The sequence below is a fragment of the Dyella sp. 01N448 genome (assembly GCF_056399225.1).
In genome coordinates this window covers 171,608-190,501 of the sequence record NZ_JBFTQX010000002.1, presented here as the reverse complement: position 1 = coordinate 190,501, position 18,894 = coordinate 171,608, and the positions used below count along the sequence as shown (strand labels likewise).

Here is an 18,894-nt window from a genome sequence, read left to right as displayed (position 1 = left end):
GCCGATCGGTCAGCCTGCTTCGAGTAGCGCCACCGTGCCCTGGCCACCATCGGCGCAGATGCTGACAATGGCCAGGGTGCCCGCAGGTTGCGCCGCGAGCTCCTTCACTGCCTGGCTGAGGATGCGAGCACCCGTGGCGCCGAAGGGATGGCCAATGGCCAGGCTGCCGCCATTGGGATTGACGCGCTCGCGCGGGAACGGTCCGAAGTCGCGGTCCACACCTGCTTTGCGCGCGAGAAACTCGCGGCTTTCCAACGCAGCCATGTGGAACAGCACCTGCGCGGCAAAGGCTTCGTGGATTTCCCAGAGGGCCACGTCGTCATAACGCAGGTTGTGACGAGCCAGCAGCTTGGGTATGGCGAATGCCGGCGCCATCAGCAGGCCTTCCACGCGGAAGTCGACCGCGGCGATTTCCCAGTCGACCAGCTTGACGCGCGGCACATGCGAGGGAATGCGATCGAGGCCTTTCTCGCTGGAGACCCACAAGCCGGCGGCGCCGTCCGTGAGCGGCGACGAATTGCCCGCGGTCAACGTGCCTTCCCCGGTCGTGCGGTCGAACGCCGGCGGGAGCTTGGCCAGTTTCTCCAGCGTGCTATCTGCGCGCGGAATGCTGTCGCGACGGAAGTCGCCCACCGGTATCACCAGGTCATCGAAGAAGCCACTGTTCCAGCCCGCTACGGTGCGCTGGTGGCTGCCGAGCGCCCAGGCGTCTTCATCTTCGCGGCGCATATGCCAGTCTTTGGCCGTGATCTCGGTGTGCTCGCCCATGCTCAGGCCCGAGGTGCGATTGACGATGCCCGGGATGTACAGGCGAACGTCGCCCGGCTTCAGCGTGAGTGCATGCGAAACCTTCTCGCCCACCGAGCGTGCTTTCTGGAATTGGCGGATCCAGTCGGAAAGGCTTTGCGGCAGACCCAGCTGGATGCGGCTGAGGCTGTCCACGCCGCCGACCAGGGCCAGCTGCAGGCTGTCGTCGTCGAGCATGCCGGCCGCTTCGATCATGCCGATCATGCTGGTGGAGCACGCCATGATGGTGGAGAACGCCGGGATCGTCGCCGGCGCACCCGCGTCCATCAGCACTTCGCGCGCGATGTTGCTCCAGGTGAGGTTGGGCACCACCGCGCCCCAGGCCGCGAAATCCGGACGCTTGCCCTCGGGCAGGCTGGCCAGCATGTGCTGCACCACGGGCACCGACAGCGCGATGGCATCGTGCGAGGCCAGCGCGCCATCCACTTTGGAGAAGGGCGTGCGTACACCAGAAGCAAGCCAGACGGGTCGGCTGTAACGCGACTTCAAGGGCATGGACGTGTCCTGATGGCGGGGGTAAAGGAGTCAGCTGGCGAACAGGTTCCACACGGCGCCTTCAGGCGCGCCGCGTCCCAGCTTGTCTGGCAGCGGGTCGGTGGCGGCGACGAACTCCAGCGACACCGAGTTGATGCAATAGCGCTGGTGGGTCGGCGGCGGACCGTCGTCGAACACGTGGCCCTGGTGACTGCCGCAGCGGGCGCAGCGGATTTCGGTGCGCACCATGCCGTAGCTGCTGTCGCGCACATAGGCCAGATGCGTCTCGTCGAACGGCGTGGTGAAGCTCGGCCAGCCGGTGCGGCTGTCGAACTTGTTGCCGGCCAGGAACAGCGGCAGGCCGCACAGCCGGCAGCCGTAGACGCCCGCGCGCTTTTCGGACAGCAGCACGCCGCAGAAGGGCGACTCGGTGCCATGGTCCAGCAGCACCTTGCGCTCTTCCGCCGTCAACTTGGCAGCCAGTGCATCGAACTGAAGCGGGGTGGGAGGGGACAGGTCGAACGTGGGACGACTGCTCACTGCGTGCTCTCCTCGATGAACCCACGGGCATTGAATGCCCGAACGCCCTGAAGATCGGGGCGAACGCGGCGGGCTCAAGGGGTCAGCGGCGCTCGCGGGCCTGTTCTTCCTGCACCGTGAGCACGGATTCCGGGGCCGCTTCCAGCCGGGCCTTGGGGATGGGATCCCCGCTGATGTCGGAGTAACCGTAGGTGCCGTCGTCGATCTTCTGCAGGGCGCGCTGGATGTTGTTCACGCGTTGCTCGTCCACGTCGTGGGTGGCCTGGCGCACTTCTTCCTGGGCCAGGTCCTGCGCGGAATCCTCGAACTCTTCGGCCTCGTCACCGTGCTCCTCGGTAAAGGCGCGCTTGCGTGCATTGACGTCCAGTTCACCGCCCAGCACCTGCTGCCGCAGCGCCTCCAGGCGCTTGCGTTGCTGTGCGATGAACTCGGGGGTGAGGTGTTGTTGGGCGGCCATGGGTGCGACTCCGTCGGGGAGGATTATCCGGTAGCTATCGCACAGGTTTTGTTCGTGCGCGGTGAAGGCACCGGCCCGTGGATCGGGCCGGTGCGCAGGCGTCACCAGCGGTAGGCCACCTTGCCGTAGACATAGGCGCCATTGAAGCCGAACGGCGAAAACACCGAGTACGGCATGGTGCCGCTGTTGTCGTTGGCGTGGATGACGCGGTCAGGGTAGGTATTGAGCACGTTGTCGCCGCCGACGGTGAAGGTCCAGCGGTCGAGGCTGTAGTTCACGGCCAGGTCGAGTATCCATTTGGCGCCGAACGTCTGGTCCAGCGTGGCCGTGGTGGAGTTGTAGGACACGAAGCTGCCGTAGCGCGTCAGCGTGCCGTTGAAGCTCCAGCGGCTGAGGTTGTAGACCTCGTTGATGATCAGCTTGCTGCGCGGCGTGGTATCGGCCAGCAGGCCGTACTGGTCGCGCCGGTCGATGCGCTTGAGGTTCACCCCCAGCTGGTTGAGGATCGCCGGATTGGCCTTGATGTCGGTGACCTTGTTCTTGTTGTAGTTGTAGCTCACCGTGCTCTGCAGCGAGCCGGCATCGCCGAAGTCGCTGAGATAGCTCGCCACCAGGTCCACACCGCGCGTGCGGGTGTCCACCGCATTGGTAAAGTACGCGATGCCGCTGTAGTTGGTGTTGGTGATGCCGTTGGCCGCGAGATACGCCTGCACCGCGGGCGAGGTGGTGGCGAGGTTGCTGGACAGGGTGATGCGGTTGTCGATGTTGATCTGGTAGATGTCCACGCTCAGGTTGAGCGCATCGAGCGGATTCCACACCGCGCCGAAGGTGTAATTGTGCGACTTCTCCGGTTCCAGCGGTTGGGCGCCCAGCAGCGTGCCAACCGGGCTGTTCACCGGTACCAGGCCGGTGTTGTAGATGCCTGGCGGCAGCTGCAGCGAGTTACCCGCGCCGTAATAGAGCGACGAGGTATACGAATAGTGCTGCTGCGCCAACGACGGCGCGCGGAAACCGGTGGACACGCTACCGCGCAAGGCGAAGCGATTGGTGAAGTCAAAACGGCCGGCCAGCGCGCCTGATGTGGTGTTGCCGAAGTCGCTGTAATCCTCGTGGCGCAAGGCGAGCGACGCGCCGAAGCGATCCGTGAGGTTCGATTCCAGGCTCACGTATTCGGCTACGTCGTGGCGACTATAGGAGCCCGCATCCGTCGGCTGGTAACCGCCAAAACCCTGGGCGCCGCCGGACACGCCCGAGGTGCCGGTGTACCAGGAGGTCAGGTCGCCCGCATCGATCTCATAGGTCTGGCGCAGGTATTCCGCGCCGAACGCCAGCGTCACCGGGTTGGGCAGCCAGCTGGTGGAGAATTCCCTGGCAATGTCCACGTCGAACGACTGCTGGGACGAGTTGAGGATGCCGTCGTGGAACTGGGTGGGGCTATAGCCAAAGTCATGCAGGAACGCGCGATTGACGCTGTTCTCGGTGGCATACGACACGCGGTTGCCGCCGTAATTGCCGCTCACGTCCCAACGCCAGCCGCCATCCGTTTTGCCGCGTACGCCGATCACCAGCGAACGATCGGTGGAGTCCGCGTGTTCCAGCGGCAGATAGCCGTTCGGATAGAGCGACGGCACCGAGTTGCTGTTGGCCAGATTGCGGAAGAACGCAGGCGAGGTGGTGTTGCGCTCGCTGTAGTGACCAAAGGCGTAAAGCTGCACGTTTGGCGTGAGGTCGAACTGCGAGTTCAGGAACAGGTTGTGATCCTGCACCGCCGGGTCACCGTAGCGCTGGGTAGTGCCTTCCGAAGGGCGCGTGCGGTTGGGCTCGGCCCGGTTGGTGTAATCCTGGTTGCCGTCCTGCAGCGTGAAGCGTATCCATCCCTTGTCGCTGAGTGGAATGCCGAAGTTGGCCGAACCCTGCCATTGGCGACCATCACCTGCGGAATACTGGCCACCGGTGACGTCCACTTCGCCGCCTTGGGCGCCTTTCTTCAACACGATGTTGATCACGCCCGCGATGGCATCGGAGCCGTACTGCGCGGAGGCGCCATCGCGCAGCACTTCGATGTGATCCACCGCGCCAATGGGAATGGTGTTGAGGTCCACTGCCTGCGAACCGCGGCCGAGCACGCCGTTGGTGAGCAGGATCGCGCCAGGATGCCAGCGCTTGCCATCGACCAGCACCAGCACCTGATCCGGCGAAAGGCCACGCAGCTGAGCCGGGCGTTGCGAGTCGGCAGTGTCGGCGGCCGAGGGGCGCGGGAAGGTCAGCGACGGAATGATGCGCGCCAGTGCGGTAGTCAGTTCCGTGGTGCCGGTCTGCTTGAGCGTTTGCGCCGAGACGACGTCGATGGGTGTGAGCGAGCTGCTCTCGGTGCGGTTGTCGGCGCGCGTGCCGGTGACGATGACAGTGCCGAGCTTCTTCGCGCTTTCAGTGGACGGCGGTGGGGCGGCGTCCTGCGCGGAGGCTTGCGAAAGGATGGAAAGCAGTGCAACGGCGAGGACGCTAGGCGCGGCCTTCAGGCCGACGGAATTCTTAGGCATGCGACGTAATTCCCCAGTCAAAAAACACAGTGATGCGATGCAGCAATCGCAGGCTAACGGCGATTGTTTGCGCGAGTCAACAGCGGTATAGACGTCCAAACATGTCCAATGACATTTGCTGATTTGCTCATGCCGTGGCGTCATGAGCATGCCTGTGCGACGCCGTCCTGGCGGCGCGGCGGACGGGCGTTCCGGCGCGGCTTTAGGCCGGGTTTTCACCTAGGCTTGCGCGGGTGATTTCGCAAGTGGCTGATTACATGGGTTTTCACGCAACGTTGATGCTTGGCTGAACGACCCTATATCGGGCGGAGCGCTGGGCACCTGTCGTGACGGGTGGCGTGCCTGGTCGGATTGCACCTTTTCATCAAGGCAGGACCCCATGGCACGCAAGAAGTCGCTTGAGCTGTATCGCAACATCGGCATCATCGCGCACATCGATGCCGGCAAGACCACCACGACCGAGCGCATCCTGTACTACACCGGCAAGAAGCATCAGATCGTCGACGTGCACGACACCAAGGACGGCAAGGGTTCCACCACCACCGATTATCTGGAACAGGAACGCAAGCGCGGCATCACCATCCAGTCGGCGGCGGTATCCACCGAGTGGAAAGGTCACCAGATCAACTTGATTGATACGCCGGGACACGTCGATTTCACCATCGAGGTGAATCGCAGCCTGCGCGTGCTCGACGGCGCGGTGGTGGTGTTCGACGGTGTGGCCGGCGTGGAACCGCAGACCGAAACCAACTGGCGCCTGGCCGACCAGTACAACGTGCCGCGCCTGTGCTACGTCAACAAGATGGATCGCACCGGTGCGAGCTTCGAACACTGCGTGAAGGGCATCCGCGAGCGCCTTGGCGCCAGTGTGCTGCTGTGCCAGGTGCCGCTGGGCAGCCACGACGAATTCGTCGGCATGGCCGACCTGGTGGCTGGCGTCGCCTATCTGTGGAAGGGCGACGACAAGGACAGCCCGTGGGATACCGTGCCGCTCAACGAAGTGGCGAGCCGCGTGAAGTTCAGCACGGCGGCCGACCAGGCGTGGGTGGACAACCTTGAAAAGCTGCGCCACGAGACGCTGGAATACGCGCTGGCCATGGACGACGCTGCGTTCGATCGCCTGATCGAAACGGGCGAGTTCGATCCGGAAATGTTGAAGCAGTGCATCCGCAAGGGCTGCGTGTCCGGCAAGCTGGTGCCGGTGTTCTGCGGCTCCTCGTATCGCAACAAGGGCGTGCAGCAGCTCCTGGACGCGGTGATCGACTATATGCCGTATCCCGGCGAGAACGGCGGCATTGCGCTGGTGGACGAGGACGGTCACGTCACCGGCGAGCAGGGCGTGATCGATGAAGCGCCGGCGCGCGCGCTCGCCTTCAAGGTGATCAACGACCAGTTCGGCACGCTTACGTTCTGTCGCGTGTATTCGGGCGTGATCAAGAAGGGCGACACCTTGCAGAACGTCACCCGCGGCAAAAAGGAACGCATCGGCCGCATCGTCGAAGTGCAGGCCAACGCGACCAGGGAAATCGACGAGGTGCGCGCGGGCGACATCTGCGCATTCGTGTCGTTGAAGGAAACCGAGACGGGCGACTCCTTGTCCGATCCTGCGCATCCTGCGCTGCTGGAACGCATGCGCTTCCCCGATCCGGTGATCAGCGTGTCGGTGGAGCCCAAGACCCGCAACGACATCGACAAGATGTCCGCGGCGCTCTACAAGATGGTGAAGGCCGATCCGTCGCTACGCCTGGAGATGGACAAGGAAACCGGCCAGACCGTGCTCAAGGGCATGGGCGAGCTGCACCTGGAGGTGACCATCGACCGCATGCGCACCGAGCTGGGCGTGGACGCCAATATGGGCAAGCCCAAGGTGAGTTTCCGCGAGGCCTTTGGTCGTACGGTGGAACACACCTATACGCACAAGAAGCAGTCGGGTGGTTCGGGCCAGTTTGCCGAAGTCACCATGATTTTCGAGCCGCAGGAGTCGGGCAGCGGCGTGGTGTTCTCCGACGAGATCGTCGGTGGCCGCGTGCCGCGCGAATACATCCCCGCCGTGGAGCACGCCGTGAATGTGGAGTCGCGCGAGGGACAGATCGCCGGCTACGAGGTGGTGGACTTCAAGGCGCGCCTGATCGACGGCAAGTTCCATGACGTCGACTCGTCGGCGCTGGCGTTCGAGATTGCCACGCGGCAGTGCTTCCGCGAGGCACAGCGGCTGAGCAAGCCCAAGCTGCTGGAGCCGGTGATGCGGCTGGAAGTGGTCACCGAGGCGGACTACCTCGGCGATGTCATCGGCGACATCAACCGTCGTCGCGGCACCGTAAGCGACCAGGGCCAGAAGGGCACGCAGGCTTTCGTGCAGGGCTTTGTGCCGCTGGCGGAAATGTTTGGCTACATCAACTTCCTGCGCTCGGCCACGCGCGGGCGCGGCACCTTCACCATGGAGTTCGACCACTACGAGGAAGTGCCTGCCAACCTGGTGGACACCTTGATGGAAAAAGAGTCGAAGTAGAGGCCTCGCTGGTCACGCCGTGGAGCGAATGGCGCTCACGGCGTGACGGGTCGGTCAGTGCTGCGGCGCTCGTCCCTGGTCGCGCGGTAAGCCGCGCGGCACGGGACGCTCAGCAACCATTGCGTGCCATGCGGGTCGCGCTGCCGCAGCGATAACTTGGCGCCGAGTCGTTCCGCGCGCTCGCGCATGCCGACGATGCCCCAGTGCCCGGCGTCCACCGCTGCTCGCACTGTGGCTTCATCCAGGCCGCTGCCATCGTCCGCCACGCGCACACGCAGCCAGCGTGGCTGGTGATCCACGTGGACCTCCACCTGGCGCGCTTCGGCGTGGACGAAGGCGTTGCGGATCGCCTCGCGGACGATATCGATGATTTCATCGCGCGCGCTGGGCAGCAGGGCGCGCGGCTCGCCTTCGGCGCTGAGTCGGAACCTCACGCCCGGGTACAGCGAAGCCAGGTCCTCACCCACCGCGAGGATCGACTGAACCGGTTCATTGTGCTGCGGTTCGTCGCCGCGCAAGGCGATGATCTTGTCGCGCCCTTCGATCACCATCTGCCGGGCCTGCTCGATGGCGGCGTTGAGTACATCGGCCTGCTCTTGATCGGGTACTGGACGCGACATCAGCGCCTGCAGGCGCAACAACAGGCCCTGCACGCCTTGCAGCAAGGTATCGTGGATTTCCCGGGCGATGCGCTCGCGCTCGTTCATGCGCTCCATCAACTGCAGGCGCACACGATCGGCCGCCAGCCGGGTTCGCCACAGGAAGAACACGGCGACCAGGCTGCCAAGGACGACGGCGCACGACACATAGAACCACCAGGACTGGTAGAACCACGGCGCAATGCCGAGGCTGATCTCCGCCCCTTGAAGGTTCCACACGCCGTCGTCGTTGGCGGCAATCACATGGAATCGGTAATTGCCGGGATCCAGGTTGGAATAGAACGCCTCGCGGCGATTGCCGACGTCCTGCCAGGCGGCGTCGACGCCATCGAGCCGATAGCGAAAGCGCACGCGATCGGGAATGGCCAGGCTTGTCGCGCTGTATTGCACCTGCAGATTGGTCGTGCCCTTGGGCAAGACGATGCGTTGGCCTGCGGCGTAGCGCCGGCCGTTGGCAATGATCGCGGTGATCGCCACCGGCGGCGGCAATGGATTGTTGAAGGGCTTGGAGGGATCGATCCACGCCGGCCCCTGGTTGGTGAGAAACCAGAAACGATTGCGACCGTCCACGGCGGTGGTCGGCAGGATGGCGCCTTGCTTGGCGATGCCAGGCAGGCCGTCGCGCAGATCGAACAGACGATAGGCCGGTTGATGGTCCGATCGTTCGAAGCCGGCGGTGACTTCGTCAGATTCGATCCGCACGACGCCCTTGCCGGTATTGAGCCACAGGTCGCCATTGGCGGTGCGCACGATGCCCGTGATGCCGCTGAAGGTGTCGTTGTCCTGCACCGGCATCGATGCGAGGCGGCCGTCGCGCAGGCGCGCCAGCCCTTGCTCTCCGCCGATCAGCAGGTCGCCGGCGTCGACCACGATGGCGGTGATGGTGCCCACGTGCAGTCCGTCGCCCGCGCTGTAGAGATGCGCGCCTTGCTCGTCGATGCGCACCAGGCGGTCGCCTGCATAACCGATCCACACGTCGCCATGTTCGCCACTCGCCAGCGCCGTGGGTGTTTCATCGGCCAGCGCGGGCAGGGGCACCACGCGTTGCCATTGTCCCTGTTTGAGTTGGTACAGGCCGTGCTCGGCCAGTGCCAGCCAGGGGCGATCGTCGCGATCGATCGCAAACGCGCTTGCCCGCGTGAGATCGGGCGATACGGGCCATTCGATGGTGGCCAGGGTCTTGCCGTGCAACTGGTAGAGCCGATTGCGCCCCACCATCCACAATGCGCCTGCACGATCGAACTGCATGCCGTCGATGTCGTGCAGGTCGGTGCGCACCACCTGGTCGCCGTGGGCATCGAAGCGGTAGAGCGTTCCGCCGTTCGCGGCCCATACGGCGCCGGTCGCGTCAGTGGCCATCGCGTAATTGGCCGCAGCGCCCAGCGTGATTTGTCCGGGCACCTGGAAGCTGTTGCGGTGGAAACTCACCAGGCCCAGGTTGGTGCCTGCCCATATCGTTCCTTCCATGTCTTCGACCAGGGGGACGACGCGTTCGGACACCAGGCCGCTGCTGCGCCCGATCAGTTCAGTGAGATCCTGCGCGCGCAGCGAGCGGCCGCTCGCAAGCGGCGCCAGCGATGCCACGCGATAGATACCGTTGCGGTCGACGCAGGTGCCCCAGAGATTGCCGTAACGGTCGAACAGCAGGCGATTGGCCCAGGCGAAATCCGTGTCGCCAGGAGCTTCGGTCGGTGTGCTGGTGGGACGCGTAGCGGTGAGGCCGGGCAGGGCGCGCGTGCCATGCAGATGATCGGAAAGCCACAACGTGCCGTCGGGCGCCTGCGCCACGATGGCGTACTTGGAGACCGCCTGGTCGGTGCGCTGGAAGCGATGCTCGCCCGGTCGCAGGAACATCAGCGCTTCGCCGGTGGTCACCCACAAGGTCCCGTCGCGGGACACCATGAGCCAGTCGGCGCGTTGCGCGGGATAGCTCCATGCATCGCCCACGGTTTGCCATGCGCGACCGTCGAAGCGGGCGAGTCCGCCTTCGGTGGCTGCCCACAGGGCGCGGTCGTCGGTTTGCGCAAAAGCCAGCACCATGCCGGCGGGAAAATCCTTGCCGGCGCCATAGTGATGCAAGCGGCCGCCGCGCAGCATGCTGGCGCCACCGTAGTAGAAGCCGATCCACATCGAGCCGTCGGGCAGGGCGGTGAGCGCGGTGATGTTGTTTGAACGGAAGCGTTCACCGGGCAAGGGCTGGAAACGCTCGAAGCGAGAGCCGTCGAATCGATAGAGCCCGCTGCCTGTGCCCAGCCAAAGATAGCCGTCCTTGCCTTGGGCCATGGCCCAGATATCGGCAGGCGTGGTTGCCTCGGTGGTCCACAGGCGGCGGCGAAAGCCGGGCGAATCCTCAGCGTGCGCGCAGGCGGCGAACACCAGCCATAGCACCACGCCGGCCAGTACAGCACCACGACGCGCGAGTTTCCGCCATCCGAGCATCGTCATAGGTTTCCGTGGCTGGCGCGCAGGCGGCGAAATCCAGCTGCGACAGGCGCAGCATATCGCCGCACGTGGCGCGGCCATAGGTGTCGCGCAATGAACACAGAATCACCCGATCGGGCATTGATCGGCACCGCGCATTGCAGGCTATAGTTGAAGCTGCAAGCCCGGACAGATCTCCCGCAGCCGTCCTGGGAGGCGCGAGCAGCCACGTGTCGAGGGACCATATCGTGACAGTTGATGCGACACGCATCCGGGTCCTGATTGCGGACGATCACCCGATCATGCGTGATGGCATCGTCGCGGCCATCGAAAGTGCGCAGGACATGGAAGTGGTGGGGCAGGCCGCCGACGGGGCGGAAGCGATCGTGCGCTATCGCGAACTGCATCCGGACGTGGCGCTGATCGATCTGCAGATGCCGGGCGTGGATGGGCTCCAGGCCATTTCCACCTTGGGCGGCGAATTTCCGGATGCGCGCATCATCGTGTTGACCTCGTATCCCGGTGATGCGCGCGTGAAGCGTGCACTCACCTTCGGCGCAAGCGCCTATCTGCTGAAGACGGCTACGCGCGACGAGATCCTGGCCGGCATCCGCACCGTGATGGCGGGTCGTCGCGTGATGGCCGCGGAAGTGGCCGGGGATATTGCCTCCCACGCCTGGGCGGAAATGCTCAGCGACCGTGAGCTCGCCGTGCTGCGTTTGGTGGCCACGGGGCATACCAACCGGCGCATCGCCGACATCCTGTGCGTATCCGAAGACACCGTGAAAGCGCGCCTGAAGAACATCATGATCAAGCTGGGCGCGCTCGACCGCACGCATGCGGTCACCCTGGCGCGCAATCGGGGTTTCTTCGACAACTGAAGTGGTGACACGCACGAAACAGTGCGTGCCTGCGATGGTCCGGGACGTACGCGCTTACCTGATTGGGTAGCCCACTTTTGCCGCGATTGGGGTATTCATCGACTGCCCGATGAGAACAATGGGTGTAGGGCGGAAGTCATCCGTTCGCCCGCGCCATGTCGAACGTCATCTCATCCCACGCCCCGCCGCACTGGAGTATCCCCCATGTCCCTCAACGCGACCCCCACGCCTGGCAAACAGTTGATCAATCCGACGGATCACGCCTTGATCCTGATCGACTTCCAGTCGCAGATGTCCTTTGCCACGCATTCCATCGACGCCATCGTGTTGCGCAACAACGCCGCCTTGATCTCGCATGCGGCGGCAAGCTTCAAGGTGCCGACCATCCTCACCACGGTGGCGGAGAAGAGCTTCTCGGGCCCGATGTTCAGCGAGATTACCGACGCATTCCCGGGCCAGGCTCTGCTGGACCGCACTTCCATGAATACCTGGGAAGACGCGGCCGTGGTCAAGCGCGTCAACGAGATCGGCAAGAAGCGCCTGGTGCTGGCGGGTTTGTGGACCTCCGTGTGCATCGTCGGTCCGACGCTGTCGGCGATCGATCAGGGTTTCGAAATCTACGTGATTGCCGATGCCTGCGGCGACGTTTCGACCGAGGCACACAACCGTGCGATGGAGCGCATGATCCAGGCAGGCGCGCGGCCGATGACCTCGCTGCAATACCTGCTGGAACTCCAGCGCGACTGGGCGCGTGCCGAGACGTACGACAGCACCACCGGCATCGCCAAGCATTTCGGCGGTTCGTATGGCCTGGGCGTGATCTATGCCAAGACCATGTTCGGTGCACACGAAGGTTGATCGTCGTCGTTGTCCTGGAGCATGGCCATGAAAATCTATCTGATATCGCTTGCTGCCGGCATGCTGGTCGGCGTCATCTACGGCTTGCTGCAGGTTCGTTCGCCAGCGCCGCCCTTGGTGGCTCTAGTGGGTCTGTTGGGCATCCTGCTGGGTGAGCAGGCGCCGCCGCTGGTGAAGACCTTCATGCATCGCCAGGCGACGACAACCGCCTGGCTGCACAATCAGGTGAAGCCGCATATGTGCGGCGAGTTGCCAACCGCGGACAATGCCGGCAACAAGCCCGCCAAGAAGGAGCTGCAGTCATGACGGCCGTCGACAAGTCGCCTGACCTGATCCTTCACGGCGGTCGTTTCACCACGCTCGATCGGGGCCAACCCGAAGCCGAAGCCGTGGCGATCGCCGATGGCCGCTTCGTGGCCGTGGGGCGTGCTGCCGAGATCATGCCGCTGGCCGGCTCGCGCACGCGCGTGATCGATCTCAAAGGACAGCGCGTGCTGCCGGGCCTGATCGACAACCACCTGCACATCATTCGTGGCGGCCTCAACTACAACCTGGAGTTGCGCTGGGACGGCGTGCGTTCGCTGGCGGATGCGATGGCCATGCTCAAGCAGCAGGTGGCGATCACGCCGGCGCCGCAATGGGTGCGCGTGGTCGGCGGCTTCACCGAGCACCAGTTCGCGGAGAAGCGGCTGCCGACCATCGACGAACTCAATGCGGTAGCGCCGGATACGCCGGTATTCCTGCTGCATTTGTACGACCGTGCCATCTTGAATGGCGCGGCGCTGCGGGCCGTCGGCTATACCAAGGACACGCCCGAACCGCCTGGCGGGCAGATCGTACGCGATGGCGCGGGCAATCCCACCGGGTTGCTGCTGGCCAAGCCGAACGCGGCCATTCTCTATGCGACTTTGGCGAAGGGCCCCAAGTTGCCGTTCGACTACCAGCTCAATTCCACGCGGCACTTCATGCGCGAATTGAATCGCCTGGGCGTGACGGGCGCCATCGATGCGGGCGGTGGCTTCCAGAATTATCCCGAGGATTACGCTGTCATCGAAAAGCTGGCGTCGGAAAATCAGCTCACCATCCGCCTGGCTTACAACCTGTTCACCCAAAAGCCCAAACAGGAAAAGGACGATTTTCTCCGCTGGACGAGCACGTCAAAGTACAAACAGGGCGACGACTACTTTCGCCACAACGGCGCCGGTGAAATGCTGGTGTTCTCGGCCGCGGATTTCGAGGACTTCCGGCAGCCACGCCCCGACATGCCAGCCGAGATGGAGGGCGACCTGGAGGAAGTGGTTCGCGTGCTCGCCGAAAACCGCTGGCCGTGGCGCATGCATGCAACTTACGACGAAACCATCAGTCGCGCGCTGGATGTGTTCGAAAAGGTCAATCGCGATATTCCGCTGCAAGGGCTCAATTGGTTCTTCGATCATGCGGAGACCATTTCGGAACGCTCCATCGACCGCATCGCCGCACTCGGCGGTGGCGTTGCCGTGCAGCACCGCATGGCTTACCAGGGCGAGTATTTCGTCGAGCGCTACGGTCCGGGCGCCGCGCAGGCGACGCCGCCGGTGAAACGCATGCTGGAGAAAGGGCTGCGCACTTCGGCGGGTACGGATGCCACGCGCGTGGCGTCTTATAACCCGTGGGTGTCGCTGGCGTGGCTGGTGACCGGCAGGACCGTCGGCGGCCTCGCGCTGTATCCGCGCAGCAATTGCCTGGATCGCGACACGGCGCTGCGCATGTGGACGCAGAACGTCACCTGGTTCTCCAACGAGGAGGGCAAGAAGGGTCAGATCAAAGTAGGGCAACTGGCCGACCTGATCGTGCCGGATCGCGATTTCTTTGCCTGCGCCGAGGATGATATTGCCGATACCACCTCGCTGCTTACCATCGTGGGCGGCCGCGTGGTCTACGGCAGCGGCGACTACGCATCGCTCGAAGAGGTGACGGTGCCGGCCGCCATGCCGGACTGGTCGCCGGTGCGCACTTACGGTGGCTATGGCGCATGGGCACAGCAACGCCAGGCACAGCCGGCGATCACGCAGGCCGCATGCGGCTGCAACCACGGTTGCGGCGTGCATGGGCACGATCATGCCAACGCATGGTCCAGCCGCTTGCCGGTGTCTGATCTGAAATCCTTCTGGGGCGCGCTAGGTTGCGCGTGCTGGGCGGTGTAGCCATGCGGGCTTTTTTGACATCCACCCATTGGGCCGGGCGACTCGCTGCTCCGTGGGTACGCTGGCTGGCCTTGCTGGGGCTTTGCGCGGCCTACCTGCAGGGCGGTTTGCAGAAGCTCTGGGGCTTCGACGCCGCCGTAGCTGAAACGGCGCACTTTGGCATGACGCCCGCCGGGCCGATCACCGTCGCCGTGATCGTACTGGAGCTCGGTGCCTCGCTGGCCATACTTTCAGGTAAGGGGCGTTGGCTGGGCGCCTTGTTGCTGGCCGTCTTCACGCTGGCTGCAACCTTTATCGCCAATCGTTTCTGGTCCGTGCCCGAGGCGGAACGATTTGGCGTGACGAACGCTTTTTTTGAGCACCTCGGATTGGTCGGCGGGTTCCTGCTCGTCGCGTGGTACGACCTGCGCGAACGTGCAACGCTGGCCGCGGCACATTCTCATCCCTGAACTCCCAAGGACTTTCCCCATGCGCACCGCTTCAAGATTGTTTGCTTTTGCCCTGGGTTTCAGCATGGTGGCTGCGGTATCGCTGCCGGCGGTGGCCAAGGAGGCGCCGGCCACGCCGATGGTGGCGGTGGGTTCGCAGTACGACACCACCCACGTCTATGTGGCACCGGCCGACGTTGACGCCTTCGTCGATAGTTTTCTCGCCACGTTTGGCGGCCAGAGCACCAAGCAAGGCATCGCCACCGTCACGCCCACGCCCAGCAGCACCAGCACGCAGTTGCTGCAGACGCCGGTGGGCACGGTGTCGTTGTTTGGTTTCCGCACGCCGGTTCCGCATCCGTTCGGCGCCGAACGCACCGGCTATCTGGTGACCGATCTCGATGTGGCGGTCAAAGCCGCACGGGCAGCCGGCGCCGACGTGATCGTGCAGATCTTTCCCGATCCCATCGGCCGCGACGCGGTGATCCAGTGGCCCGGTGGCGTCAACATGCAGTTGTACTGGCACACCACGCCGCCGAACTACGCGGCGTTTCAGACGGTGCCGGAAAATCGCGTGTATGTGTCGCCGGACCGCGTCGATGCCTTCGTCAAGAGCTTCGTGACGTTCTCGCACGGCAAGGTGGCGTCCGATGAGGCCAAGGCGCCTGGCGTGGAGATCGGTCGTACGGGCGACACGTTCCGTCGCGTGCGTATCGAATCCACCTTCGGCAAGATGACTGTATTCGTCACTGACGGCCATTTGCCTTATCCCTACGGGCACGAGATGACCGGTTACGAAGTGGGCAACCTGTCCGACACCTTGAGCAAGGCCAAGGCGCATGGCGCGAAGGTGCTGGTCGAGCCATTCACCAGTGAGGGTCGCGAGTCGGCAATGGTGGCATTCCCGGGTGGCTATGTGGCCGAGATCCACGCCGCCGGTCATTGAGGCCATGCCTCGAACAGGAAGCTTGCGCACGGGGGCCAGTGGGGCTCCCGTGTGCGTCTTGCTGGCAGGTGCGCTGTGCTGCACGGGCTACGCATCGACCAGTAGCGCACAGGAGGTGAGTGCGGACTCCACTCAGGCCACGCCCGTGCAGAGCGCCGCGGAGCGGCCCGCCTTGCGCAGCAACCGCTGGCAGGAAGACTGGTCCGTGTTGGCCGATCCCGCGTTGCGCACGCAATGGGGCGACGCGTTGAAGTACTGGTCGCTCAGTGCGGACGATCCCAAGACCTATCTCTCGTTCGGCGTGACGTTGCGTGAGCGGACGGAATGGTCGGACGCCGCGAGCTTCGGCATCGGTGGGAGCCCGAACAACACCTATCTGTTGCAGCGCTTCCAGCTGCACGCCGATCTGCGCTTTGCCAACTACTGGCAGGCCTTCGTGCAGTTTGAGGATGCGCGCACGGTGAACAAGCAGGTGATCGGTGGCGCCGATCGCAATCCCTGGGATTTGCGACTCGCCTTTGTCGCCTATGTCCGGACCTTTGCCGATGGCACCTTCAAGGCGCGCGTGGGCCGTCAGGATTTCGCGTTCGACCTGCAGCGCTTCGTCTCGTTGCGCGATGGACCGAACGTGCGCCAGTCGTTCGACGCCATCTGGGCGGACTGGGAAACGGGGCAGTGGCGTTTCATCGGTTTTCTGAGTCAGCCGGTGCAATACAAGGACGAGCATCCGTTCGACGATACCTCCAACCGCCATTTCCGCTTCAACACTTTGCGCGTCGAGCGCCTGCTGTGGGGCAAGGACGAGTTGTCGGCATACTACGCGCTGTACAGCCGCGACAACGCACGTTACCTGGACGCCGTGGGCGAGGAGCGGCGCGATGTCTACGACGTGCGTTTCGCCGGGAACCAGTCAGGCGTCGACTGGGACCTGGAGGGCATGGCCCAGCGCGGTCACGTGGGTGCGAAGGACATCGATGCCTGGGGCACCGGCGCACGCGTGGGTTACACCTGGTCGATCCCCTGGTCGCCCCGACTCGGGCTGCAGGTCGATGCCGCCTCAGGCGATCGCCATCCCGGTGACGGCACGCTGGGCACCTTCAATCCGCTGTTTCCCAATGGCTATTACTTCACCCTGGCCGGCTTCACGGGTTACACCAACCTGGTGCACGTGAAGCCCAGCGTGACCATCAAGCCCGCCAGCCGCTTCACGTTGATGGCGGCACTGGGTTTCCAGTGGCGGCAAACCACGGCCGATGCGATCTACGTGCAGCCCAATATTCCCTTGCCCGGCACGGCAGGTCGGGGCGGCAGCTGGGCGGGCGTGTATGGCCAGGTGCGCGCCGACTATGTCTTCAACGCCAACTTCACCGGCGCAGTGGAAGCTGTCCACTACGACGTGGGGCGGGCGATACGCATGGCCGGCGGACGCGACGGCGACTATGTCGGCGTCGAAGGAAAATTCATGTGGTGATGCGTTCAATGATCGAGCCTGATTCCGCCGGAGCGCAGTGGCATGGCTGAAAAATCCTGGTTGCCGACCATCCTCAGCGTGATGGCAGGCTATGTCGACACGGCAGGCTTTCTTGCGCTGCATGGCTTGTTCACCGCGCATGTGACGGGCAACTTCGTCACCATCGGCGCGGCGCTGGTCAATGGCACTTCCGGCATCGTGGCCAAGTTGCTTGCGTTGCCGGTGTTCTGCCTGTTCGTGATCGGGGCGCGGCTGTTGCGTTATCGCCTGATGGCCGTCGGGCAACCGGTGGTGCGTTCGTTGCTGGCGATTAATCTGGCATTGTTCATCGTGGCCATGGTGCTGGCGATTCATTACGGGCCCTTTCCGCAAGGCGACACCTGGTCGGCCACATTGACCGGCATGACCCTGGTAGGCGCCATGGCTGTGCAGAACGCCTTGCATCGCGTGCACCTGGCCAGCTCGCCGCCATCGACTCTGATGACCGGCACCACCACGCAGATCATGCTGGATGTGGCCGACCGCATCTGCGGCGTGCCCGAGGATCAGAGGGCCGCCATCAACGACCGGCTGAGCCGCATGAGCTTCGCCGTGCTGGCTTTCGCCATCGGCTGCGCGGCCGGCGCGCTGCTGTATGCCTTCGGCAGCATGTGGTGTTTTGCCGTGCCGCCGCTGCTGGCGCTCGCTGCGCTGATGCGCCACGCCGACGCCACGCCGGCAGCGACATCGAAATGACATTTACCGGTCCATACTCTAAGGGATGCCTTGAACTACGCCGTACGCATAGATCAGGGCCTCCCTAGAGCCAACAGCGGAGTAATCTCAATGAGCAAGACTAGCAAGGCCAAGGGCGACACCGCGGCCGCCAAGACCCGTCAGAAGGCAGCGCTCAACACGCCTTCGGCACTGGGCGACAAGGCGACGCGCGACATCTCCGGCGAACTCAATGCACTGCTGGCCGACGTCCTGGCCCTGTACTTGAAGACCAAGAACTTCCACTGGCATATGTCCGGGCCGTATTTCCGCGACTACCACCTGCTGCTGGACGAACAGTCCGACCAGATCTACGCCACCGTAGACCCCATCGCCGAGCGCGTGCGCAAGCTGGGTGGCACCACCTTGAGGTCGCTGGGGCATGCCAAGCGCCTTGCCCGTCTGTCCGACAACGATGCGGACTTCGTGACGCCCGATGACATGCTGGCCGAGCTGCGCGAGGACAACCAGCGTCTCGCCGGCTATATGCGCGCCACCCATGAGCTGTGCGACGAGTACAAGGACGTGGCTACGGCCAGCCTGCTGGAGAACTGGATCGACGAGGCCGAGCGCCGCGTGTGGTTCCTGTTCGAAACCAGTCGGCACGCCTGACCGGTCAGAGGCCCGTGGCTGGCGAGGCATCGCTGGTCACGGGCATCGCATGAGCAGGTGGCGCTGATCTTGCGGTTCGGCGCCAGTAGGGTTGCCGATGCGTTTGCGTCGCCTGTGCTGCGGAGGAGTCCCATGCCACGCCGAGAGAAAAGTCCCACCGATCAAGCGGGCGACCTTCGTCGCCATCGATCCGATAGCGATGCCAGGCGCCTTGCGCGCAGCGAAGCCGAATCGCACAGCCAGGCGCTGCAGGACGAGGCGCTGGAGGAGACGTTTCCGGCCAGCGATCCCGTATCGCCGTTTATCCCAGCCCGCCCGCACAAACACCACGGATGAGGGTCGCGCCTGCGTGCTG

The 18,894-nt window shown here is 64.1% G+C and carries 16 protein-coding genes; 11 read left to right on the top strand and 5 right to left on the bottom strand.

Annotated elements, in window-relative coordinates; genetic code table 11:
- Window positions 1-9 precede the first annotated feature (9 nt).
- From AC1DKY_RS03310 to AC1DKY_RS03295, 4 genes are all read right to left on the bottom strand, one after another.
- A complete protein-coding gene (locus tag AC1DKY_RS03310; RefSeq protein WP_441602299.1) occupies window positions 10-1,302 on the bottom strand; it encodes a thiolase family protein in 1,293 nt (430 codons plus the stop codon).
- 30 nt (window positions 1,303-1,332) lie between these two features.
- Window positions 1,333-1,821: a peptide-methionine (R)-S-oxide reductase MsrB gene (msrB, locus tag AC1DKY_RS03305; protein WP_441602298.1), complete on the bottom strand. Its 489-nt coding sequence runs from the start codon at window positions 1,819-1,821 to the stop codon at window positions 1,333-1,335.
- Window positions 1,822-1,903: 82 nt separating this feature from the next.
- Complete coding sequence (locus AC1DKY_RS03300; protein WP_441602297.1) at window positions 1,904-2,278, bottom strand: TraR/DksA family transcriptional regulator; 375 nt, start codon at window positions 2,276-2,278, stop codon at window positions 1,904-1,906.
- 101 nt (window positions 2,279-2,379) lie between these two features.
- Window positions 2,380-4,818, bottom strand: a complete 2,439-nt coding sequence (locus tag AC1DKY_RS03295) for a TonB-dependent receptor plug domain-containing protein (protein ID WP_441602296.1) — start codon at window positions 4,816-4,818, stop codon at window positions 2,380-2,382.
- A gap of 379 nt (window positions 4,819-5,197) precedes the next feature.
- Here AC1DKY_RS03295 and fusA point away from each other — a divergent pair, with 379 nt between their 5' ends.
- Window positions 5,198-7,327 carry an elongation factor G gene (gene fusA, locus AC1DKY_RS03290; RefSeq protein WP_441602295.1) on the top strand — a complete coding sequence of 710 codons (2,130 nt, stop codon included), beginning with the start codon at window positions 5,198-5,200 and terminating at the stop codon, window positions 7,325-7,327.
- 35 nt (window positions 7,328-7,362) lie between these two features.
- Here the strand turns inward: fusA and AC1DKY_RS03285 are convergent, their stop codons facing one another.
- On the bottom strand, window positions 7,363-10,431 hold the full coding sequence (locus AC1DKY_RS03285; protein WP_441602294.1) for a sensor histidine kinase: 3,069 nt from the start codon (window positions 10,429-10,431) through the stop codon (window positions 7,363-7,365).
- Window positions 10,432-10,655: 224 nt separating this feature from the next.
- Here AC1DKY_RS03285 and AC1DKY_RS03280 point away from each other — a divergent pair, with 224 nt between their 5' ends.
- The 10 genes from AC1DKY_RS03280 (at window position 10,656) to AC1DKY_RS03235 (ending at window position 18,875) form a co-directional block, all read left to right on the top strand.
- Window positions 10,656-11,288, top strand: a complete 633-nt coding sequence (locus AC1DKY_RS03280; RefSeq protein WP_441602293.1) for a response regulator transcription factor — start codon at window positions 10,656-10,658, stop codon at window positions 11,286-11,288.
- 204 nt (window positions 11,289-11,492) lie between these two features.
- Complete coding sequence (locus tag AC1DKY_RS03275) at window positions 11,493-12,146, top strand: hydrolase (protein ID WP_441602292.1); 654 nt, start codon at window positions 11,493-11,495, stop codon at window positions 12,144-12,146.
- A 27-nt stretch (window positions 12,147-12,173) separates the two neighbouring features.
- Window positions 12,174-12,452 carry a DUF1427 family protein gene (locus AC1DKY_RS03270; protein ID WP_441602291.1) on the top strand — a complete coding sequence of 93 codons (279 nt, stop codon included), beginning with the start codon at window positions 12,174-12,176 and terminating at the stop codon, window positions 12,450-12,452.
- Window positions 12,449-14,329 (top strand): amidohydrolase, encoded by a 1,881-nt coding sequence (locus AC1DKY_RS03265; protein WP_441602290.1) that lies wholly within the window; start codon window positions 12,449-12,451, stop codon window positions 14,327-14,329. The genes AC1DKY_RS03270 and AC1DKY_RS03265 overlap by 4 nt, the downstream gene beginning before the upstream one ends.
- Window positions 14,314-14,778 carry a DoxX family protein gene (locus AC1DKY_RS03260; protein ID WP_441602448.1) on the top strand — a complete coding sequence of 155 codons (465 nt, stop codon included), beginning with the start codon at window positions 14,314-14,316 and terminating at the stop codon, window positions 14,776-14,778. Before AC1DKY_RS03265 ends, AC1DKY_RS03260 begins: the two co-directional genes overlap by 16 nt.
- Before the next feature lie 19 nt (window positions 14,779-14,797).
- Window positions 14,798-15,703 carry a glyoxalase gene (locus tag AC1DKY_RS03255; RefSeq protein ID WP_441602289.1) on the top strand — a complete coding sequence of 302 codons (906 nt, stop codon included), beginning with the start codon at window positions 14,798-14,800 and terminating at the stop codon, window positions 15,701-15,703.
- 49 nt (window positions 15,704-15,752) lie between these two features.
- Window positions 15,753-17,174: an alginate export family protein gene (locus AC1DKY_RS03250; protein ID WP_441602288.1), complete on the top strand. Its 1,422-nt coding sequence runs from the start codon at window positions 15,753-15,755 to the stop codon at window positions 17,172-17,174.
- 42 nt (window positions 17,175-17,216) lie between these two features.
- Complete coding sequence (locus tag AC1DKY_RS03245) at window positions 17,217-17,909, top strand: YoaK family protein (protein WP_441602287.1); 693 nt, start codon at window positions 17,217-17,219, stop codon at window positions 17,907-17,909.
- A 90-nt stretch (window positions 17,910-17,999) separates the two neighbouring features.
- On the top strand, window positions 18,000-18,539 hold the full coding sequence (locus tag AC1DKY_RS03240; RefSeq protein ID WP_441602286.1) for a Dps family protein: 540 nt from the start codon (window positions 18,000-18,002) through the stop codon (window positions 18,537-18,539).
- 132 nt (window positions 18,540-18,671) lie between these two features.
- Window positions 18,672-18,875 (top strand): hypothetical protein, encoded by a 204-nt coding sequence (locus AC1DKY_RS03235; protein ID WP_441602284.1) that lies wholly within the window; start codon window positions 18,672-18,674, stop codon window positions 18,873-18,875.
- Window positions 18,876-18,894 lie beyond the last annotated feature (19 nt).